Source organism: Lysobacter sp. (assembly GCF_035655815.1).
Taxonomy (GTDB): Bacteria; Pseudomonadota; Gammaproteobacteria; order Xanthomonadales; family Xanthomonadaceae; genus Lysobacter_J.
Map to the genome: position 1 here is coordinate 17,176 of NZ_DASRTS010000014.1, position 21,424 is coordinate 38,599.

The following is a 21,424-nucleotide window of genomic DNA, read 5'->3' on the forward strand; positions in this document are numbered from 1 at the left end:
CGGTCCGGTGATCCGGGCCGCCTTCGATGTGCGAGGTTCCTCGCAAGCGCCCGCGCGCAGTCAACGCGGATGTCCGACGCAGAGCGTGCATGACCAAGTCAGAACTCATCGAGATCCTTTCACAGCGCCAGGCCCATCTGAAGGGCGAGGACGTCGATCTGGCGGTGAAGGCGCTGCTCGAGATGATGGGTGGTTCGCTTGCTGGCGGCGAACGGATCGAGATCCGCGGTTTCGGCAGCTTCTCCCTGCATTACCGTCCGCCACGCCTGGGCCGCAATCCCAAGACGGGCGAGTCGGTCGCGTTGCCGGGCAAGCACGTTCCACACTTCAAGCCGGGCAAGGAACTGCGCGAGCGCGTCAGTGGCGTGGTGCCGCTGGACGAGGCCGAATAAGCGTTTCCTGACGCCGTATCTCTGGACCTGTCGGCGAGGTCCGTTAAGCTAACGCAGACCACCGCGGTCCCTGGAGGCCGTCATGCGCCTGCTTCGTCTTCTCATCGCGATCGCGTGCCTCGCGGCAGGTGCCATCGTGGGCGCGCTCAACCGCGCACCGGTGGTGATCGACCTGGGCTTCACGCGGATGGCGAGCAACCTGGGCGTGAGCCTGTTGTGCGCACTGCTGCTGGGCGTTCTGGTCGGCGGACTGGCGATCAGCGCCAGCGTCGTGTTGCCGCTGCGTCGGCGACTCGCCCGCGCCGAGCGCCGCGAGCCGGTCGTAGCCCCCATTTCCGGACCTTGATGCATGGCCTTCATCAGCGAGTGGTTCTGGTTCTTCCTGCTCCTTCCGATCGCCGCCGTCAGCGGCTGGATCATCGGTCGCCGTGGCGGCGAACGTCATAGCGACACGCAGGTCAGCCGGCTGTCGACCACGTATTTCCGCGGCCTCAACTACCTTTTGAACGAGCAGCCCGACAAGGCGATCGAGTTGTTCCTGCACATCGCGGAACTCGACAAGGACACGTTCGAAACGCAGGTTGCGCTGGGTCATCTGTTCCGTCGCCGCGGCGAGGTCGACCGTGCGATCCGCCTGCATCAGGCATTGGTGCAGCGCCCCGGCTTGAGCGATCAGCAGCGCGTGCAGGCATTGCTCGCGCTGGGCGAGGACTACATGCGCTCGGGGCTGCTGGACCGCGCCGAGACCGTTTTCAGCGACCTGGTGGCGTTGGACATGCGCGCGCCGCTGGCACTGCGCCACCTCATCGGCATCTATCAGTCCGAGCGCGACTGGGACAAGGCTATCGAGAACGCCCGTCGCTACGAGGAAGCCACCGGCGAGCCGATGGGCAAGCTGATCGCGCAGTTCGAATGCGAACTGGCAGATCGTCACCGCGCGGCAGGCGACATCGAGGCCGCGCGTGAGGCGGTGAAGCGTGCCTACGAGGCCGATACCAACTCGGTGCGCGCCGGCATGATCGAAGGGCGCATCGAGGTGGAGACCGGCAACGACGCGGGCGCGATCCGTGCCTTCGAGCGCGTGGCGCGCGTGGACCCGGATTACCTGCCCGAAATCTTGCCGTCGCTGCTGGCCTGCTACGAACGCGTCGGCGATGCGCCGGGTGCGCGCGCGTTCCTGGCCGAAATGACCGAGCACTATCGCGGCATCGCGCCGGTGCTCGCACTTACCCGCATGGTCGAGAGCGAAGAAGGTGTCCCTGCGGCTCGCGCCTACCTCGCGCGCCAGCTCAAGGATCGCCCGTCGGTGCGCGGCGAAGCCGCCCTGATCGACCTGACCCTGGCCGAAGACGCGGACCCGGCGGCGACGCTGCACGACCTGAAACACATCACCGATCAGTTGCTGGTGCGCAACCCGAGCTATCGGTGCAATCGTTGCGGCTTCGGTGCGCGCAGCCATCACTGGCAATGCCCGAGTTGCAAGGAGTGGGGCACGATCAAGCCGCTGCTGAACTACGCCGTGGTCTGACGCATGCTCGAATGGTTGGTGTTGCACTTCTGCATCGGCGTGGCGGGCACGTGGCTGGCACGGCACTACGCGCTGCGCCGGTCCTTGATCGATCTTCCCGGCGAACGCCGTAGCCATAGCGTGGCCACGCCGCGCGGCGGTGGCATTTCCATCGTCCTGGCACTGATGGTGGCCGTGGTGGCCTTGGGCATCCGCCAGCCGGTGCAGGCGCCACTCATGCTGGCGCTCGGTGTCGGCGTGATGCTGGTGGCCGGCGTGGGCTGGGTGGACGACCACCGGCCACTGTCGCCATGGTGGCGGCTGGGCGTGCACGTCGTCGCTTCCGGGCTGTTCGGCTGGGTCGTAGCGGATGTGTATGACTCGGTCTGGCTGGGGATATGCGGGTTCGTCGCCACCCTCGTGCTAACCAACGTCTGGAACTTCATGGACGGTATCAATGGCCTGGCGGCCAGCCAGGCATTGATCGCGGCGTTCGGACTGGGCGGGTTGGCCGCCGGAAATGCATGGCTGCTCGGCCTGGCGCTGGCGGCCGCATGCGCCGGCTTCCTGCCTTTCAACTTCCCGCGCGCCCGGATCTTCCTGGGAGACGTGGGCAGCGGAGCGATCGGTTTCGCCCTAGGGGCGATGGCGACCTTGGCCGCCGCGAGCCTGCAGGGCAGGGCATGGCTGGCACTGCTGCCGGTTTCTGTGTTCCTGGTGGATGCGGGCCTGACGCTGGCACGCCGCCTGCTTCGGGGGGAGCGGTGGTGGACTCCTCACACCCAGCATGCCTACCAGGTCTGGGCCCGCCGCAACGGTCACGGAACGGTGACGGTCGCCTATGCGATCGTTTCGGTTCTGGTCATACTTCTGGCCGGCTGGTTGTACGCACGCGATGCACCCTTCATCGCGGGTACGACGATGGCGTGGTATATGTGCTGCGCTTTTTTTTGGCTCGGCCTGCAAAGATTAGACGCAAGGTCGGCAAGAAGTTGACCTGACCATAATTAGACGAGGGCATGGAATGAGCTCATGGCGTGATCGCTGGAAAAGCGGCCTTCCGCGCCTCGCGGTAGTCGCGCACGATCTGGCCATGGTGTGGCTCGTGTGGCAGGCCCTCCACCGCCTGCGCTGGGGCATCGAAGCCAACGCCCCTGTTATTCCACTGTGGTCTCCCGAAGTCGCCCTGGTGCTCGCCGCGCAGGGGCTGGTCTTCTGGCAGGTCGGCCTGTACCGCGGGCTGTGGCGCTTCGCCGGTGTCCCGGACCTGTGGAACATCCTCAAGGCCTCGGTGCTGGGACTGTTCGCCATCGTGCTGGGCCTGTTCCTGTACAACCGCCTTGGCACCGTGCCGCGCACCGTGCTGGTGCTGTATCCGCTGGTCCTGATGGGCATGCTGGGCGCGCCACGACTGCTGTACCGGGCGTGGAAGGACAGCCGTCTCGACTCGGGCGCGACGGCGTCAGTCCGCATCCTCATCCTTGGCGCAGGGCATGCGGGCGAAGCCTTGGTGCGTGACCTGCGCCGCTCGGGCACCTACCAGCCGGTCGGCTTCCTCGACGACGCCGTGCGTCTGCGCGGAAGCAAGGTGCAGGGCGTGCCGGTCCTGGGCCGCGTGCAGGACGTGGCCGAGATCGCCCGCGAGACCGCCGCCAAGCTGCTGGTCATCGCCATGCCTTCGGCGGACGCCAACGCGTTGCAGCGCGTGGTGGTGGCATGCGAGCGCACGGGCCTGCCGTTCCGCATGGTGCCCAAGCTGCAGGACGTGCTGGAAGGCCGCTCGCTGCCCGGCGAACTCAAGGAAGTCGCGATCGAGGACCTGCTGGGCCGCAAGCCGGTCATGCCGGACTGGAAGGCCATCCGCAGCTGGCTGGGATCGCGCTCGGTGCTGGTCACCGGTGCCGGTGGATCGATCGGCTCCGAACTTTGCCGCCAGTGCGCACGTCATGGCGCGCGTCGCATCGCGCTGATCGAGATCGACGAACTGGCGCTGACCACCACCGAGGCCGCGCTGCGCCGCGATTTCCCGGACCTCGAATACATCGCCATCCTCGGCGACTGCGGTGACCCTGCGGTGATCGCGCACGCGCTCGCGCGCGCCGAACCGGATGCTGTCTTCCACGCCGCCGCCTACAAGCAGGTGCCGCTGCTCGAACTCCAGTTGCGCGAGGCTGTCCGCAACAACGTCCTGGCGACTGAAACCGTCGCGCGTGCCTGCCGCAACGCGGGCGTGGGCACCGTCGTGCTGATCTCCACCGACAAGGCGGTCGACCCGGTCAACGTGCTAGGCGCCACCAAGCGTCTGGCCGAGATGGCCTGCCAGTCGCTGGCTGATCAGCGCTCGACGCGTTTCGTAACGGTGCGCTTCGGCAACGTGCTCGACTCGGCGGGCAGCGTGGTGCCGCTGTTCCGCGAGCAGATCCGCGCGGGTGGCCCGGTGACCGTGACCGATCCGGAAGTCACGCGCTTCTTCATGACCATTCCCGAGGCCTGCCAACTGATCCTGCAGGCCTCCGCCATCGGCACGCACGAAGCCATCTACACGCTCGACATGGGCGAACCCGTGCCGATCCGCCTGCTGGCCGAGCAGATGATCCGCCTGGCCGGCAAGCATCCGGGCCGCGACATCGCCATCGTGTACACCGGCCTGCGCCCGGGCGAGAAGCTGCACGAGACGTTGTTCCATGCGGACGAGCGCTACCGCCAGACCGCGCATCCGAAGATCCTGCAGGCCGAGCCGCGCGACGTTTCGGCCGCGCAGATCGACAACGCCATCGCCCAGCTGCGTGAAGCCTGCGGCCGTTACGACCTGGACGCGCTGGGCCATCTGTTGCGCATGGCCGTGCCCGAATTCCAGCCGGTCGGTACACATCCCGACTACCAGGAATCTGCCACCGTGGTGGCCTTTCCCGCTCGTAACGCCAGGAAGATTTGATGTCAGTTCGTATCCGCAAGGCCGTTTTTCCCGTGGCCGGCCTCGGCACCCGTTTTCTTCCCGCAACCAAGACCGTTCCCAAGGAAATGCTGCCGATCATCGATCGACCGCTGATCCAGTACGCCGTCGACGAGGCGATAGAAGCCGGCTGCGATACGCTGGTGTTCGTCACCAACCGATACAAGCACGCGGTTGCGGACTATTTCGACAAAGCCTACGAGCTGGAACAGAAGCTCGAGCGCAGCGGCAAGACCGAGCAGCTCGAACTGGTGCGCAACGTGCTGCCGGACGGCGTGCGTGCGGTGTTCGTGACCCAGGCTGAGGCACTGGGCCTCGGTCATGCCGTACTGTGCGCCAAGCCGGTGATCGGTGACGAACCCTTCGCCGTGCTGCTGCCGGACGACCTGATCTGGAACCGCGGTCCCGGAGCGCTCAAGCAGATGGCCGATGCGGCCGAAGCCACGGGCGCCAGCATGATCGCCGTGCAGGACGTGCCGCGCGAGCAGACAGCCAGTTACGGCATCGTCGCCACCGATTCGTTCGACAAGCGACAGGGGCGCATCCGCGCCATCGTCGAGAAACCCAAGCCCGAGGTCGCGCCGAGCAATCTCGCGGTGGTAGGTCGCTACGTGCTGAACCCGCGCATCTTCTCGCTGCTTGAGTCGACCACGCCGGGGGCCGGTGGCGAAATCCAGCTGACGGACGCCATCGCGTCGCTGCTGGGCGAAGAGACGGTCAACGCTTACCGTTTCCAGGGAACGCGCTTCGACTGCGGTACGCACATCGGACTGGTCGAGGCGACGATCCGCTACGCGCTGGACCACGAGAAGCTCAGCGACTCCGCGCGACAGCTGATGCAGAACGCGCTGTCCGAACTGGGCGTGGAAGAGCTCGGCTGATCCAAGCCGCGCAGCCGGCGGCGCAGCTAGACTGACGACGACGGCTCTTGCCGTCGTCGTGGGTGCAGCCGATGGTGGGACCCGATTCCAACTACTACACCGCGACCACGCCGCGCCATGGCATTGGTGCCGGACCGCTGGTCGGCACGCGTGTCGCCCGAGTCTGCGTGGTCGGCGGTGGCTTCGCCGGTCTCAACACCGCGTTGGGACTGGCCGAACGCGGGCTCGACGGCATCGTGCTGCTCGAGTCGGAGCAGGTCGGGTTCGGTGCGTCGGGGCGCAACGGTGGATTCGTGTTCGGCGGGTTTTCGCGCGGCGAAGACAGCCTGCTGCATGAGCTGGGCGCCGAACGCGCACGGCGCCTGTACGCGGGCACGACATCCGCCGTCGAGCTGATCCGCCGCCGCACGGTCCATTACGGCATCGAGTGCGATCGCGTCGATGCCGGCGTGATCTGGGCCAACTGGTTCCGCGATCAGCAGGTCCTGCTCGAACGCCAGCGCCTGCTGGCCGAGCACTACGGCGCGCACTGGGAGTGGATTCCGCAGGCCAACCTGCGCGAACTGGTGAGGACCCGTCGTTACCACGACGGTCTGTTCGAAGCCAACGCGTTCCACTTCCATCCGTTGAAGTACGCCCGCGGTCTCGCCCAAGCCGCCGAGGCGCAGGGCGTTGCCGTCCACGAGTTCACGCCTGCGGTTGAGCTCCAGCGCCATGGCCACGGCTGGCGCGTGCGGACGCCGGATGGCGTCGTCGAGGCAGAACAGGTGGTGCTGGCCTGTGGCGGCTACCTGGCCGGTCTGCGGGCGGAGGTCGACGCCGGCGTGCTGCCGATCGCGACCTACGTGATGGTGACCCAGCCCCTCGGATCGCGGCTGGACGAGATCATGACGACGCGCGCAGCGGTCTACGACACGCGCTTCGCGTTCGATTACTACCGTCCGTTGCCCGACACCCGGCTGCTGTGGGGTGGACGCATCTCGGTGCTCGACCGCTCGCCTGCGGAGGTGGAGCAGTTGCTATACGGCGACATGCTGAAGGTGTTCCCGCAATTGCACGGCGTGCGCATCGATTACGCCTGGTCCGGACTGATGAGCTACGCACGCCACCAGATGCCGCAGATTGGCGCGATCGATGACGGGCTGTGGCTGGCGCAGGCGTTCGGTGGACACGGTGTCGCGCCCACCACCTTCGCAGGAGAATTGCTGGCAAGCGCCATCGCCGAGGGCGACACGCGCTGGCGGGAACTGTCCGGCTATGGGCTCGTCTCTGCCGTGAAGCCGGTCGGTTTTGTCGGCGCGCAGTTGAGTTACTGGTGGGCGCAGTTGAAGGACGACTGGAAGGACCGCATCGAACAGGCGAGGGCAGGATGAGCGAACAGGACACGATTAGCTGGGACGATTTCGAGAAGGTGCTGCTCTGCGCCGGCACGGTGCAACGCGTCGAGGAGTTTCCCGAGGCACGCAAGCCGGCCTGGAAGCTGTGGGTCGATTTCGGACCGCACGGCGTGCGCAAGACCAGTGCGCAGATCCGCCACCTCTATGGTGCCGACGACCTGGTCGGCCGGCAGATCGTCGGTGTCATCAACTTTCCGCCGAAGCAGGTGGGGCCGTTCGTGTCGGAGTTTCTGCTGACCGGCTTTCCGACGGACGAGGGGGTGGTGATCACCACCGTGGAGCGGCCGGTGCCGAACGGGACGCGGCTGGCGTGAGCCGCGCCCATTCCCGCCAAGCCCGATAGCTGAGCTAGGAAGGCAGAACCGCCACACGCAGGATAGGGCGAACGACGTTCCCACGAAAAAGGGCAGCCAACGGCTGCCCTTTTCGCGTGCTCGTGCGGTGGGCGGTCAGAGCGCTTCGAACACGCCCGCCGCGCCCATGCCGGTGCCGATGCACATCGTCACCATGCCGTACTTCTGCTGGCGACGGCGTAGGCCGTGCACGATCGTCGCGGTGCGGATCGCGCCAGTTGCGCCCAGGGGATGGCCGAGAGCAATGGCGCCGCCCAGCGGGTTGACCTTCGACGGATCCAGTCCGCTGTCGCGGATCACCGCCAGCGCCTGCGCAGCGAACGCCTCGTTGAGCTCGATCCAGTCCAGCTGCTCCTTGGTCAGGCCGGCCTGCTTCAGCGCCTTCGGAATGGCCGCGATCGGGCCGATGCCCATCACTTCGGGACGCACACCGGCCACCGAGAAGCTGACGAAACGCGCGAGCGGCGTCAGGCCGTAGTCCTTCACCGCCTGCTCGGACGCCAGCAGCACCGCGGCCGCGCCGTCGCTCATCTGCGAGCTGTTGCCCGCGGTGACGGTGCCGCCGAACTGGCCGTTGCGGAAGACGGGCTTCAGCTTGCCCAGGCCTTCGATGGACGAATCCGGACGCGGGCCTTCGTCCACTTCGACCAGTGCCTTCCTGACGCGCACGGTGTTGCCCGACAGGTCCGGCACGCGCGAGATCACCTCGTATGGCGAGATCTCGGACTTGAACTCGCCGGCCTGGATGGCGGCGATGGCCTTCTGGTGCGAGGCCAGGGCGAAGGCGTCCTGGTCCTCGCGCGAGACCTTCCATTCCTCGGCGACCTTCTCGGCCGTGATGCCCATGCCGTAGGCGATGGCGACGTTCTCGTCCTTCGCGAACACCTGCGGGCTCAGTGCCACCTTGTTGCCCATCATCGGCACCATCGACATCGATTCGGTGCCACCGGCCAGCATCAGGTCGGCATTGCCCAGGCGGATTTCGTTGGCGGCCAGTGCGACGGCCTGCAGGCCGGACGAACAGAAGCGGTTGATGGTCTGGGCGGCCACGGTGTTGGGCAGGCCGGCCAGCAGCGCGCCGATACGCGCCACGTTCATGCCTTGCTCGCCCTCGGGCATGGCGCAGCCGATGATGGCGTCGTCGATGCGGTTTACGTCGATGCCCGGTGCCTGCGCGACCACGTTGCGCAGCACGTGCGCGAGCATCTCGTCAGGGCGGGTGTTGCGAAAAACGCCACGGGGCGCCTTGCCGACCGGAGTGCGGGTAGCGGCGACGATGTAGGCGTCTTGAACTTGCTTGATCATGTCGTTGTGTCCTGTGTCGTCGTCGCTTAGTTACGCAGCGGCTTGCCGGTCTTGAGCATGTGCGCGATGCGCTCCTGCGTCTTGGGCATCTGTGCCAGCGCGACGAAGTGTTCGCGTTCGAGCTTGAGCAGCCACTCTTCGTCCACCAGCGCGCCGCGGTCGACTTCGCCGCCACAGATGACCGTGGCGATGCGGCTGGCGATCTCGTAGTCGTGCGGCGAGATGAAGCGGCCTTCCAGCATGTTCACCAGCAGCATCTTGAATGTGGCGATGCCGACATCGCCGGCGACCTGGATGCGTCGCGCGGGCAGCGGCGGACGGTAGCCCGACTCGGCCAGGCCACGCGCCTGCGCCTTGGCGACGTGCAGCAGCTCGAAGGCGTTGAACACGACCACGTCGTTGTCGCGGGCCAGCTTCAGCTCGCGCGCTTCGAATGCGGAGGTGGACACCTTGCCCATTGCCACGCTCTCGAACGCCGTCTTGAGCTGCGCAAAGACGTCGCCGCCCGGACCCGCCGCTTCGGACGCGCGTACGGCGAGTTCCTTCAGGCCGCCACCGGCCGGCAGCAGGCCCACGCCGGCCTCGACCAGGCCGATGTAGCTTTCCAGCGCGAAGACGCTGCGTGCCGAGTGCATCTGGAACTCGCAACCGCCGCCGAGCGCCAAGCCGCGCACCGCGCTCACCACCGGTACCAGCGAATACTTGATGCGCTGGCTGGTCGCCTGGAAGTTGGCCACCATCGCCTCGAAGCCCTTCACGTCGCCGGCCTGCAGCAGGCCCAGCGCACCGGCCAGGTCGGCACCGGCGGAGAACGGCTCCTTCGGCTGCCAGATCACCAGGCCGCGGAAGTCGCGCTCGGCGATGGCGACGGCTTCCTGCAGGCCATTGAGCACGTGGTCGTTGACCGTGTGCATCTTGGTCTTGAAGCTGACCACGGCGATGTCGTCGCCCTCGTCGGCCCACATGCGGATGCCGTCGTTCTCGAACACGGTGCGACCATGCGAGAACTTCTCGCCGAGCAGCGGATCCGGAAAGCGCTGGCGCGCGTACACCGGATTGGACGAGCGCGGCACCTGCGCCTTGCGCGCCGGGCTGAAACTGCCGTCCTTGTCGTGGACGCCGTCGCGGCCGTCGAACACCCAGTCCGGCAGCGGTGCGCTGCTCATCGCCTTGCCGGCGACGATGTCCTCGGCGATCCAGTCGGCGACCTGCTTCCAGCCGGCCGACTGCCACGTCTCGAACGGGCCCAGCGACCAGCCGTAACCCCAGCGCATCGCGAAGTCGACATCGCGCGCGGTCTCGGCGATCGACTCCAGATGGTAGGCGCTGTAATGGAACGAATCACGGAAGATCGCCCACAGGAACTGCGCCTGCGGATGCTGGCTGGCGCGCAGCGCTGCGAACTTCTTCTGCGGATCCCGTTCCTTCAGCAGTGCCGCGACCTCGGCATCGAGTTCGCCGGCCGAAGCGCGGTAGTCCTGCGCCTTCAGGTCCAGCACTAGGATGTCCTTGCCGCGCTTGGTGTACACGCCGGCGCCGGTCTTCTGGCCCAGCGCGCCCTTCTCGATCAGCGCCGCCAGCCACTTCGGAGCCTTGAAGTACTGATGCCACGGGTCGTCCGGCAGCGTGTCGGCCATGGTCTTGATGACGTGCGCCATCGTGTCCAAGCCCACCACGTCGGCGGTGCGGTAGGTGGCGGACTTGGGCCGGCCGATGAACGGGCCGGTCAACGCGTCGACGGTGTCGAAACCCAGGCCGAACTGCTCGGTGTGGTGCATGGCCGCCAGCATCGAGAACACGCCGATGCGGTTGCCGATGAAGTTCGGCGTGTCCTTGGCGATCACCACGCCCTTGCCCAGCGTGGTCGTCAGGAAGGTTTCCAGCGCCTCCAGCACGTCGGCGTCGGTGCTCTTGGCCGGGATCAGCTCGGCCAGGTGCATGTAGCGCGGCGGATTGAAGAAGTGCACGCCGCAGAAACGGTGGCGCAGCTGCTCTGGCAGCACCTCTGCCAGCTTGTTGATGCCCAGGCCGGAGGTGTTGCTGGCCAGGATGGTGTGCTCGGCCACGAACGGCGCGATCTTCCTGTACAGGTCCTGCTTCCAGTCCATCCGCTCGGCGATGGCCTCGATGATCAGGTCGCAGCCGCGCAGCAGCTCCAGGCCCGTCTCGTAGTTGGCGGGCGTGATGCGTTCGGACAGCGACTTGCTGGCGAGCGGGGCGGGACTGAGCTTGCCCAGGTTGGCGACGGCCTTGGCGACGATGCCGTTGGGGTCGCCCTCCTTGGCAGGCAGGTCGAACAGGACGGTGTCGACGCCTGCGTTGGTCAGGTGCGCGGCGATCTGCGCGCCCATCACACCGGCGCCGAGCACGGCGACGCGCCGCGCAAGCAGTTTCTTAGGCATGTTATGCAAGTCCTTGTTACAGAAGGAAATCAGCTTTTGAAGCCGGCGGCGGCGAAGCGGATCAACTCGCGCGCCGCACGTTCACGATGCGCCGCCTCGGTGACACCGGCGGGTCGCTTGATCAGACCGAAGTCGGCCATCGCATAGGTGAGCGCGCCGGCCAGGAAGTCCAGGCGCCAGTACAACTCCTCCTTGCTCAGCCCGGGCACGCACGCGGAGATCGCCTTGGCGAACTCGCGCAGCACGTGTCCGTAGTGGTCGGACAGGAACTTGCGCAGGCGGTCGTTCTTCTCGGCGTAGGCGCGGGCGACCACGCGCACGAACGCGCCACCGCCGTGGCGGTCCTGGGCCATGGCCAGGGCAGGCTCGACAAAGGCCGCGAGGATCGGCTCGAGCTCGCCGGGATGGCGCTCGATGGCAGTGCGCAGGGCACCGAGGCGCTGCGCGCTCATCTCGTCCATGCGGCGGCGGAAGACCTCGTTGACGAGGTTCTCCTTGCTGCCGAAGTGGTAGTTGACGGCGGCGATGTTGACGTCCGCGCGGCTGGTGACCTGGCGGAGCGAAGTGCCGGTGAAGCCGAACTGGGCGAAGAGCTCTTCGGCGGCGCCAAGGATGCGGTCCTTGGTCGAGAAATGGGCGGTGGTGGCCATCGGGCTCCGGAGGAACGGGCAGGTGAATCAAACGCTTGTTTGATGCTAGTCCCGGCATGCCTGAACCGTCAACGCCGATCTGCGGCCAAGCGGTGCAAAACCGCGTGACGATCCGCTAGAATTACCGGAGCCTTGTTGGCTAAACCCGCGTCCCGACGCGGGTTTTTCTGTTATCCTCGGGCGCGAACCCTGGTGAATGCCACCACGTTCGGCGGCCCGCCAACCCGGAGAGAATCCATGGCGCTGGAGCGCACCCTGTCCATCATCAAGCCCGACGCCGTCGCCAAGAACGTCATCGGCGAGATCTACACCCGCTTCGAGAAGGCCGGCCTGAAGGTCGTCGCCTCGAAGATGAAGCACCTGTCCAAGCAGGAAGCCGAGGGCTTCTACGCCGTGCACCGCGAGCGTCCGTTCTTCAAGGCGCTGGTCGAGTTCATGATCTCGGGCCCGGTGATGATCCAGGTGCTGGAAGGCGAGGGCGCGGTGCTGAAGAACCGCGAACTGATGGGCGCGACCAACCCGAAGGATGCCGCGCCGGGCACGATCCGCGCCGACTTTGCCGACAGCATCGACGCGAACGCCGTGCACGGTTCCGACAGCCTGGAGAACGCCGCGATCGAAGTCGCGTACTTCTTCCCGGCCACGGACGTCTACGCCCGCTAAGCAGCACAGACCTCAGGCCATGACCACGCAACGCGAACGCATCGACATCCAGCTGGCCGACGCAGGCAATGCGCCGGCGACGGAGTCGGCCGCGCGCGTCGAAGCGGGCCTGGCCGGCAAGCACGCGGTCGGGTCGAAGACGAACCTCTTCGACCTCGACCGCGCCTCGCTCGAGCACTTTTTCGAACAGACGCTCGGCGAGAAGAAATTCCGCGCGCACCAGGTGATGAAATGGATCCATCACCGGTACGTGACCGATTTCAACGACATGACCGACCTGGGCAAGGCGCTGCGCGCCAAGCTCGAGGAGCACGCTGAAGTACGCGTGCCGCAGGTCGTGTTCGACAAGGCGTCCACCGACGGCACGCACAAGTGGCTGCTCGGCATGGACCCGAAGAACGCCATCGAAACCGTCTACATCCCCGACAAGGGGCGCGGCACGCTGTGCGTGTCGTCGCAGGTGGGCTGCGCGCTCAACTGCCAGTTCTGCTCCACCGCCACCCAGGGCTTCAACCGCAACCTGTCCACCGCCGAGATCATCGGCCAGGTGTGGGTCGCCGCGCGCCATCTGGGTAACGTGCCGCACCAGCAACGCAGGCTCACCAATGTCGTGATGATGGGCATGGGCGAGCCGCTGGCGAACTTCGACAACGTCGTCCGCGCGATGAGCATCATGCGCGACGACCTCGGCTACGGCCTGGCCAACAAGCGCGTCACGCTGTCCACCGCCGGCATGGTGCCGATGATCGACCGCCTCGCGCTGGAGAGCGACGTGTCGCTCGCCGTTTCGCTGCATGCGCCCAACGACGAGCTGCGTAGCGAACTGGTGCCGCTCAACAAGAAGTACCCCATCGAACAACTGATGGACGCCTGCGTGCGCTACGCGCTGCGCAAGCGCGGCACGTCGGTGACGTTCGAATACACGCTCATGAAGGGCGTGAACGACCAGCCGCAGCACGCACGCCAGTTGCTGCGCCTGATGCGCCAGTTCGACAACGCCGTGCAGATGAAGGATGCGGCGAAGGTCAACCTGATTCCCTTTAACCCGTTCCCGGGCACCCGTTTCGAGCGGCCGGACGACGCGGCCATCCGCGCGTTCCAGAAGCTGCTCAACGAGGCCGGCATGATCGCGCCGGTACGGCGCACCCGTGGCGACGATATCGACGCCGCCTGCGGTCAGCTCAAGGGGCAGGTGATGGACCGTACCCGCCGGCAGGCGGAGTTCCGCAAACGGCTGCAGGCCGGCGGTCTCGGAAACGAGGCGGCGTGATGCGGGGGGAGCTGCGCTAGTCATGGATGTCCGCGGCCGCCCGCTGAGTCTCGTCGCCACGACCGCGTTGCTGGTGGTCGTAGTGCTCGCGACCGGCGCGTGCAAGCGCCTGACCTTCGTGCGCCAGGACTTCTCCCGCCAGGATTACGAGCGCGTATCGCCCGAAGTCGACGTCAGTGGCAAGGGCGGCAACCGCAACGCCGCGCAGGCGCTCCAGCATCTGCAACTCGCCCAGGTACGACTAGTGGGCGGCGATTACGAAACCGCCGAGCGCGAAGCGCGGAAGGCGCTCAAGCTGGATCCCAAATCCGCCGACGCGCATTCGGTTCTGGCCGCCACCGCGGACCGGCGCGGTGCCTCGGCCGAGGCGGGCACGCACTACCTGCGCGCCGCCGAACTCGCGCCCGCCAACGGCGCCGTCCTGAACAACTACGGTGTGTGGCTTTGCGGGCAAGGCCGCCATGCCGAGTCGCTGGCCTGGTTCGACAAGGCCCTGGGCGATCCGCGCTACGGCACGCCCGCCGTCGCCCTGGCCAACTCCGGCACCTGCGCCATCCGCGCCGGCCAGGACGCCCGCGGCGAGCGTGATCTGCGCCGGGCGATCAGCCTGGATCCCGGCAATGCCACTGCGCTGGGCGCACTGGCGCAACTGGAATTCAGGCGCGGAAACGCCTTCGATGCCCGGGCGTTCTCGGAGCGCCGCCTGGCCGCTGCACCGCCCGATCCGGCGGCGTTGCAGCTTGCGTCACAAATCGAAGAGAAACTCGGCGACACGGCAGCCGCCGCAAGATACGTTCAGCGAATGAGGGCGGAGTTCCCGCAGTCGCGTGGCTCCGGCATGGGGGATGACGGTAAGCGATGATGCACTCTTACGAAGCCGCGCCTGAAACGGGCGCCAGTTGCGGCGTGCGCCTGAAACAGGCCCGTGAAAAGGCGGGGCTGTCGCAGGAAGACGTCGCCGTCAGTCTGAAGATTCCGGTGCGGGTCATCCGCCAGCTCGAGTCGGGGGATCCGAGCCAGCTGGGTGCGCCCGTGTTCGTCCGCGGCCAGTTGCGCAGCTATGCGCGCCTGCTTGGCGTGGACCTGGAGGACCTGCTGGGTAGCACCGCGAGTGCGCCGGTCGCGCCGTCCGTGCTGGTCAGCCACACGCACACGCCGCGCTACCGCCGCGTGTTCGAACAGGCCACGCGCCGCGCGATCTACATCGTGCTGACCGCGGCCATCGCGGTGCCGATCTGGATGGCCTCCAAGCAGCAGCTCAGCAAGGAGCCGCGGATCGAGACGCTCGACGTGGCCACCGCGCCCGCGGCGCCGAATGCCGTTGCGCCGGTTCCGGCCCAGGCGCCTGTAGTCGCTGCCGAACAGCATCGCACTCCGCTGGTCGCGTCGATGGCGACGCTGCCCCGGGCAGCGGCCGCACAGCCCGCGCTGTCGCTGACCTTCACCGGCAACAGCTGGGTCGAGGTGCGCGGCAACGACGGTCGCATCATCGAAAGCGGCGAGCTCGGTGCGGGCCAGCAGCGCACGTACGGCGCGGGCGAAGTCTCGCGCGTGGTGCTGGGCAATTCGTCGGCCGTCGAAGTCCGGCAGGCCGGCACGACGGTCGATCTGACACCGTTCAGCCGCGCGAACGTGGCGCGCTTTACGCTATCCTCTGACGGTTCCGTCACGCCGGTCACCGACTGACCCGCGGTAACGGAAGATTCCTCGCACCGGCTCGCCTCGCGGGCCGGTGTTCCTCATTGGATGACCGCCAGACGGCGGGACGACTGAGCATGGCAGCCGGATGGCGATAGACGATCTCCTCGACGAACACGAACAAAGCGAACGTGTCCTGCAGTGGTTGCGCAACAACGGCGCCGGCCTCATCGGCGGCATCGCGCTGGGCCTGGCGGCGATCGGCGGCTGGAAATGGTGGGAACACCGCGGCGAACAGCAGGGAATGGAGAACGCCAGCCACTACCAGGCCGCGCTGGACGCGATAGCCAGCAAGGACAAGCAGGCCGAAGCCAAGGTGAAGGCGTTGGGCGGCGGAACCTACGGCGCGCTTGCCTCGCTGGAACTGGCGCGCATGCAGGTCGACGCCAAACAGAACGACGCCGCGATCGCCACGCTGCGCGGCATCAAGGTCGAAGACCCGGCGATCGCGCAGATCGTCAACCAGCGGCTGGCGCGCCTGCTGATCGAAGCCAAGCAGGCCGACGCGGCGCTGAAGCTGGTGAACAATGCCGCCAGTCCGTCCGCCATCGAAGTGCGTGGCGACGCGCAGTTCGCGCTGGGGCAGCTGGAACAGGCGCGTGCGTCCTACTCGCAGGCCATGACGAAGCTCGACGTGGCTTCGCCGCAGCGCCGCCTGCTGGAACTCAAGCTCACCGAAGTCGGCGGTACGTCCGCCAAGCCCGAGGCCAAGTCCTGATGAAGCACCGCTCGATGCTGCTGCGTACCTCCCTCGTGCTGCTGTGCGCCGCGTCGCTGACCGGCTGCTCCACGATCAAGGGCTGGTTCGGCGGTGACAAGAAGAAGGACGACGGCAAGCCCAACGAACCCGCCGAGCTGACCGACATCACGCCGTCGGTGACGGTGTCCAAGATCTGGTCCGCGAACGCCGGCAAGGGCGAGGGCCGCATCGGTGTTCGCCAGGGTCCCGTCGTGGCCGATGGCCGGGTCTTTGCCGCCGCCATCGAAGGTGGCGTGCATGCGTTCGACCTGCAGACCGGCAAGCAGGTCTGGGAATACCGCCCCGACAAGAAGGCCAATGTCCGCCTGTCCGGCGGTCCGGGCGTGGGCGACGGGCTGGTCGTGGTGGGCGGCCTGGACGGCGAGGTGATCGCCCTGGATGCCGCGAGCGGCGAGGAGAAGTGGCAGGTCAAGGTGCCCAATGAAGTGATCGCCGCGCCCGCCATCGGGATGGGCATGGTGTTCGTGCGGTCCAACGACGGCCGCGTGACCGCGCTGGATGCGGCCACCGGCGAGCGCCGCTGGTTCTGGGTCCAGGACGTGCCGATGCTGTCGGTGCGTGGCAACGACGGGCCGGTTCTCGGTCCCGGCTTCGTGTTCGTCGGCAACGACGACGGCACCGTGGCCGCCTTGTCGGCCACCGATGGTCGTCCGATGTGGGAACTGCCGGTGGCGCAGGCCGAAGGCCGCACCGAGCTGGACCGCATGGCCGACATCGACGGCACGCCGGTGCTGGACGGGACCACGCTGTATGCCAGCAGCTTCAAGAAGGCGACGATGGCCATCGATGCACCGAGCGGCCGCCCGATGTGGGCGAGCGAGCACGGCGGCGCGGGTCGCGTGGGCCTGGGCAGCGACAAGCTGGTAGTGACCGACCCGACCGGCACCGTGTTCGGCCTCGACCGGGCCGGCGGCAGCGCGCTCTGGCAGCAGCCGGCGCTGGCCCGCCGCAACGTGACCGGCGCGGCGGTGCAGGGCGATTTCGCGGTCGTCGGCGACTACGACGGCTACGTGCACTGGATCAAGCTCGAGAACGGCGAATTCGCCGCGCGCGAGCGGGTCGGTGGCAAGGCGGTACGGGCTGCGCCGGTGGTCGCCGACGGCATCGCCATCGTGCAGAACGTCTCTGGCGAGCTGACCGCCTTCCGCCTGCAGTAAAGACACCGGGCAGGTCCCTGCCCAAACCGGAACGGTCCGGGCGCCAGCGCCCGGACCGTTTCCATTTTCACGCCCGGGCGGTCATCATGCCGTTCCCCGGCGGTTCGTCCGCCCCGGACCGGGCGTTGACGCCTGGCGCCATCACGGCGCGTCCGAACCTCCAATACCGCTTCCGGCTGACACCATGCTCCCCCTAGTCGCCCTCGTTGGACGTCCCAACGTCGGAAAATCCACCCTGTTCAACGCGCTCACGCGCAGTCGCGACGCCCTGGTGCACGACCAGCCCGGCGTGACGCGCGACCGCAACTACGGCGTATGCCGACCGGAGGGCAAGCGCCCGTTCGCGATCGTGGACACCGGCGGCATCGCAGGTGAGGACGAGGGGCTGGCCGGCGCCACCGCGCGCCAGGCGCGGGCCGCGGCGGAGGAAGCCGACCTGGTGCTGTTCGTGGTTGACGGCCGCGAAGGCGCGTCCTCGCTGGACGACGACATCCTAGTCTGGCTGCGCAAGACCGCGCGGCCGGCGATGCTGGTGGTCAACAAGACCGACGGCATCGATGCCCAGGCAGCGATCAACGAGTTCGCCCGTTACGGCATCACCGATGTCATCGCGGTCTCGTCGGCGCACCGCCAGGGCATCGACGCGCTGATCGATCACGTACTCAAGCGCGTGCCGGAAGAGGGCGCCGCAACCGAACTCGATGCCGATCCGAACCGCATCCGCGTCGCCTTCATCGGCCGGCCCAACGTGGGCAAGTCGACGCTGGTGAACCGCCTGCTGGGCGAGGAGCGGATGATCGCCTCCGAGGTGCCGGGCACCACGCGCGACTCGGTGTCCATCGACATGGAGCGCGACGGCCGCCTGTACCGCCTGATCGACACCGCCGGCCTGCGCCGCAAGTCGCGCGTGGACGAAGCGGTCGAGAAGTTCTCCATCGTCAAGACGCTGCAGGCGATCGAGCAGTGCCAGGTAGCGGTAGTGCTGCTGGACGCCAGCGAAGGCATCACCGACCAGGACGCGACCGTGCTGGGTCATGCGCTCGACGCCGGCCGCGCGCTCGTGGTCGCGGTGAACAAGTGGGACGGGCTCACCGACTATCAGCGCCAGCAGGCCGAAGCGCTGCTGGCGCGCAAGCTCGGCTTCGTCGACTGGGCCGAGGCGGTCCGCATCAGCGCCAAGCATGGCTCCGGCCTGCGCGAGCTGTTCCGCGCGATCCATCGCGCGCACGCGTCCGCCACGCACGAGTTCAGCACCAGCGAGGTCAACAAGGCGCTGGAAGTCGCGTACGAGACCAACCCGCCGCCGACCGTACGCGGGCACGTCGCCAAGCTGCGCTATGCGCATCCGGCGGCGAACAACCCCCCGACCTTCGTCGTGCACGGCACGCGCCTGCGCACGCTCAGCGACACGTACAAGCGTTATCTGGAGAACTTCTTCCGCAAGCGTTTCAAGCTGGTGGGCACGCCCGTGCGGTTCGTGTTCAAGGAAGGCACCAACCCGTACGAAGGCAAGAAGAACCCGCTGAGCGACCGCCAGGTCGCACGAAAGCGCCGCCTGATGCGGCACGTCAAGCGCGGCAAGTGAAGTTTCGGCCCGCGTGCGCAGCACGCGGCTTTGCCGAAACGTTATCCCGGCGAAGGCCGGGATTTAGGCGCATTGCATCGAGGTAGCCGATGTCGTCATTCCGATGAAGGCGGGGCTCGCGGCCCGCAGTGTCAAGCAGCGAATGTCGTCATCCCGGCGAAGGCCGGGTCCAGGTCCGCAGCGTCACGCAATCAATGGCGTCATTCCCGCGAAGGCGGGATCCAACCGTGAGCGCATCACGGCGTCCGTCGGTGTGTCGCGTCTGATGGCTGGATTCCCGCCTTCGCGGCAATGACAGCGAACCGGATGGCGATCGGCCGGCCACCGCGCGTCCCGACCCTCACCCCAACCCCTCTCCCAAGGGGAGAGGGGCTAAAAAGCGTGCATCTTCCGCGCCGTCATCAGCGCGTACCTTGAACGCCGTCATCCCGGCGGAGGCCGGGATCCAGGCCGTAGCGTCACGCAACCCATGCCGTCATTCCCGCGAAGGCGGGGATCCGACCGTGAGCGCATCACGCCGTCCGTCGGTGTGCCTCGTCTGATGGCTGGATTCCCGCCTTCGCGGGAATGACAGCGAACCGTGTGGCGATAGGGCGCCACCGACGGCCGTAAGGGCTTGAAGCGCCGCGCACCGTACAATTTCTTCATGTGGCTATCTCCCTCCGACCTCACCATCGGCATCCTCGCTGGTGGCCGTGCTACGCGGCTGGGCGGGATCGACAAGGCCTGGCTGGAACGCGACGGCATCGCACAGGTCATCCGCTGGCAGCGCCGATTTGCGAACGAGGCGTCCGCGCTGCTGGTCAGCGCCAACCGCGATCTCGACCGTTACGCCGACGCCGGCCTGCGTACTGTGCCCGACCGGACCATGCGCGACATCGGTCCGCTCGCCGGGCTCGATGCGCTGGCCGCCGTGTGCATGACGCCTTGGCTGCTGACGCTCCCCGTCGACCTGGTCGGCGTCAATGAATGTCTGCTGCCCACACTCGCTTCCGCGGCCGGCGACATCGGTGCCCATGCGGTCGATGACGATGGCCCGCAGCCGCTCGTCGCGTTGTGGCGCGTCGATGCGCTGCGCGATGCGATGCCGCAGGCGCTGGCGGGCGACGGCGCGGTACATGCGCTGCAGCGCAGCCTGCGCATGGCGGCCGTGCGGCTGGAAGGCGTACGCTTCGGCAACCTCAACACGCCCGAAGATCTCGCCGCCGCGCGCGTCGAGCCGACACCATGAGCGACTTCCCCACGCACCTCGTTTTCGATGACGCAGTCGACGTGATCCGCGAAGTCGCGGCACGACATCGCCTTGAGTCCGAGACGCTGCCGTTGTCGCGCGCGCACGGACGCATCCTTGCCGAGGACGTGATTGCGCCCATCGCGCTGCCGCCGTTCGACAACAGTGCGATGGACGGCTTCGCGTTGCGACACGCGGATCTTGGCCCGGGTGAAACCACCTTGAAGCTGGTCGGCGAGCAGTTCGCGGGCATGGCCCTTCCGCTCCAGGTGGGCGAAGGCGAGTGCGTGCGCATCACTACCGGGGCGCCGATGCCGGCCGGTGCGGACACCGTGGTCATCAAGGAAAACACGCATGCGAACAGTGAGCACGTGACCGTCCTGGCGCCGCCGCCGCACGCGGGCGCCAACGTGCGCCGTGCCGGGGAGGACGTGGCTTCAGGCGAGCGGGTGCTGCTGGCGGGGTCGCGCCTCACGCCCGCGCGCGTGTCGCTTGCCGCGTCGCTGGGTATCCCGTCGCTGCCCGTACACCGCAAGCCCACCGTGGCGGTGTTCAGCAGCGGCGATGAACTGGTCGAACCCGGATTGCCACTCGCACCGGGACAGATCTACGACAGCAATCGTGAGCTGCTGATGGGGCTGCTGCGTGCTGAGGGGCTGGAGCCCACCGCATGGCCGCGCCTGCCAGACGATCCGCGCCAGGTCGAGATCGCGCTGCGCGATGCAGGCTGCGCGTTCGATCTCATCGTCACGTGCGGCGCGGTCTCTGCTGGCGAAAAGGACCACATTCCGGCGGTCCTGCAGCAGTTCGGGCAGGTGCACTTCTGGAAGGTGAAGATGAAGCCGGGCATGCCGGTGTTGTTCGGCAGCCTCGACCAGGCCCGGGTCCTGGCACTGCCGGGCAACCCGGTGTCGGTGTTCGCGACCTTCCTCGGCTTCGGGCGCGTGCTGATCGATGCGCTGCAGGGCGCTACCGAGCCGCGGGCGCTGGAGCGGGCGCAACTCGCGTCGCCCGTCGACAAGCCGCATGCACGTCGCGAATTCATGCGGGCCAGTGTGTTCTGCGATGACCATGGCGTTCTGCGCGCGGACCCCAACCCCGCGGTTGGCAGCCATCGCCTGCGGGCGGTCAGCGACTCCAACGCCCTGATTGTGCTGCCGGATGGACCGCAGCGTCTTGCCGCAGGATCGCTGGTCGAGGTACTCCGCTACGCCTGAGCG

At 67.3% G+C, this 21,424-nt stretch carries 20 protein-coding genes; 17 read left to right on the forward strand and 3 right to left on the reverse strand.

Translation table 11 applies throughout. The annotated features are described in order from the left end of the window. Positions 1-26: 26 nt before the first annotated feature. From VFE83_RS02910 to VFE83_RS02945, 8 genes are all read left to right on the forward strand, one after another. On the forward strand, positions 27-392 hold the full coding sequence (locus VFE83_RS02910; protein ID WP_324903378.1) for an integration host factor subunit beta: 366 nt from the start codon (positions 27-29) through the stop codon (positions 390-392). Positions 393-474: 82 nt separating this feature from the next. Further along, a complete protein-coding gene (locus VFE83_RS02915; RefSeq protein WP_324903379.1) occupies positions 475-738 on the forward strand; it encodes a lipopolysaccharide assembly protein LapA domain-containing protein in 264 nt (87 codons plus the stop codon). A 3-nt stretch (positions 739-741) separates the two neighbouring features. Next, positions 742-1,920 (forward strand): lipopolysaccharide assembly protein LapB, encoded by a 1,179-nt coding sequence (lapB, locus tag VFE83_RS02920; protein WP_324903380.1) that lies wholly within the window; start codon positions 742-744, stop codon positions 1,918-1,920. 3 nt (positions 1,921-1,923) lie between these two features. Next, positions 1,924-2,895, forward strand: coding sequence for a glycosyltransferase family 4 protein (locus VFE83_RS02925; protein WP_324903381.1), 972 nt, complete (start codon positions 1,924-1,926; stop codon positions 2,893-2,895). A gap of 28 nt (positions 2,896-2,923) precedes the next feature. After that, complete coding sequence (locus VFE83_RS02930) at positions 2,924-4,834, forward strand: nucleoside-diphosphate sugar epimerase/dehydratase (protein WP_324903383.1); 1,911 nt, start codon at positions 2,924-2,926, stop codon at positions 4,832-4,834. Continuing rightward, entirely contained in the window at positions 4,834-5,733 is a 900-nt protein-coding gene (galU, locus tag VFE83_RS02935) for a UTP--glucose-1-phosphate uridylyltransferase GalU (RefSeq protein ID WP_324903384.1), read from the forward strand. Before VFE83_RS02930 ends, galU begins: the two co-directional genes overlap by 1 nt. 71 nt (positions 5,734-5,804) lie before the next feature. Next, complete coding sequence (locus VFE83_RS02940) at positions 5,805-7,106, forward strand: FAD-binding oxidoreductase (RefSeq protein ID WP_324903385.1); 1,302 nt, start codon at positions 5,805-5,807, stop codon at positions 7,104-7,106. Further along, entirely contained in the window at positions 7,103-7,444 is a 342-nt protein-coding gene (locus tag VFE83_RS02945; protein WP_324903386.1) for a tRNA-binding protein, read from the forward strand. Before VFE83_RS02940 ends, VFE83_RS02945 begins: the two co-directional genes overlap by 4 nt. 135 nt (positions 7,445-7,579) lie before the next feature. On the opposite strand, the gene VFE83_RS02950 is transcribed toward VFE83_RS02945, so the two are convergent. The 3 genes from VFE83_RS02950 to VFE83_RS02960 are packed head-to-tail and all read right to left on the reverse strand — an operon-like array spanning position 7,580 to position 11,840. Next, a complete protein-coding gene (locus VFE83_RS02950) occupies positions 7,580-8,788 on the reverse strand; it encodes an acetyl-CoA C-acyltransferase (RefSeq protein ID WP_324903387.1) in 1,209 nt (402 codons plus the stop codon). Positions 8,789-8,814: 26 nt separating this feature from the next. Beyond that, a complete protein-coding gene (locus VFE83_RS02955; protein WP_324903388.1) occupies positions 8,815-11,190 on the reverse strand; it encodes a 3-hydroxyacyl-CoA dehydrogenase/enoyl-CoA hydratase family protein in 2,376 nt (791 codons plus the stop codon). Positions 11,191-11,219: 29 nt separating this feature from the next. Further along, complete coding sequence (locus VFE83_RS02960) at positions 11,220-11,840, reverse strand: TetR/AcrR family transcriptional regulator (RefSeq protein WP_324903389.1); 621 nt, start codon at positions 11,838-11,840, stop codon at positions 11,220-11,222. A gap of 237 nt (positions 11,841-12,077) precedes the next feature. Here VFE83_RS02960 and ndk point away from each other — a divergent pair, with 237 nt between their 5' ends. The 9 genes from ndk (at position 12,078) to glp (ending at position 21,421) form a co-directional block, all read left to right on the forward strand. Next, a complete protein-coding gene (gene ndk, locus VFE83_RS02965) occupies positions 12,078-12,503 on the forward strand; it encodes a nucleoside-diphosphate kinase (protein WP_324903390.1) in 426 nt (141 codons plus the stop codon). Between the two features lie 19 nt (positions 12,504-12,522). After that, entirely contained in the window at positions 12,523-13,773 is a 1,251-nt protein-coding gene (gene rlmN / locus VFE83_RS02970; protein ID WP_324903391.1) for a 23S rRNA (adenine(2503)-C(2))-methyltransferase RlmN, read from the forward strand. Between the two features lie 22 nt (positions 13,774-13,795). Then, positions 13,796-14,635 carry a type IV pilus biogenesis/stability protein PilW gene (gene pilW / locus VFE83_RS02975; RefSeq protein ID WP_324903392.1) on the forward strand — a complete coding sequence of 280 codons (840 nt, stop codon included), beginning with the start codon at positions 13,796-13,798 and terminating at the stop codon, positions 14,633-14,635. Then, a complete protein-coding gene (locus VFE83_RS02980; protein ID WP_324903394.1) occupies positions 14,632-15,459 on the forward strand; it encodes a helix-turn-helix domain-containing protein in 828 nt (275 codons plus the stop codon). The genes pilW and VFE83_RS02980 overlap by 4 nt, the downstream gene beginning before the upstream one ends. 100 nt (positions 15,460-15,559) lie before the next feature. Then, entirely contained in the window at positions 15,560-16,189 is a 630-nt protein-coding gene (locus VFE83_RS02985) for a YfgM family protein (protein ID WP_324903395.1), read from the forward strand. Next, entirely contained in the window at positions 16,189-17,388 is a 1,200-nt protein-coding gene (gene bamB, locus VFE83_RS02990; RefSeq protein WP_324903396.1) for an outer membrane protein assembly factor BamB, read from the forward strand. Before VFE83_RS02985 ends, bamB begins: the two co-directional genes overlap by 1 nt. 184 nt (positions 17,389-17,572) lie before the next feature. Then, positions 17,573-18,973 carry a ribosome biogenesis GTPase Der gene (gene der / locus VFE83_RS02995; RefSeq protein ID WP_324903397.1) on the forward strand — a complete coding sequence of 467 codons (1,401 nt, stop codon included), beginning with the start codon at positions 17,573-17,575 and terminating at the stop codon, positions 18,971-18,973. A 646-nt stretch (positions 18,974-19,619) separates the two neighbouring features. After that, on the forward strand, positions 19,620-20,204 hold the full coding sequence (gene mobA, locus VFE83_RS03000) for a molybdenum cofactor guanylyltransferase (protein ID WP_324903398.1): 585 nt from the start codon (positions 19,620-19,622) through the stop codon (positions 20,202-20,204). Then, positions 20,201-21,421 (forward strand): gephyrin-like molybdotransferase Glp, encoded by a 1,221-nt coding sequence (gene glp / locus VFE83_RS03005; RefSeq protein ID WP_324903399.1) that lies wholly within the window; start codon positions 20,201-20,203, stop codon positions 21,419-21,421. The genes mobA and glp overlap by 4 nt, the downstream gene beginning before the upstream one ends. Positions 21,422-21,424: the final 3 nt, after the last annotated feature.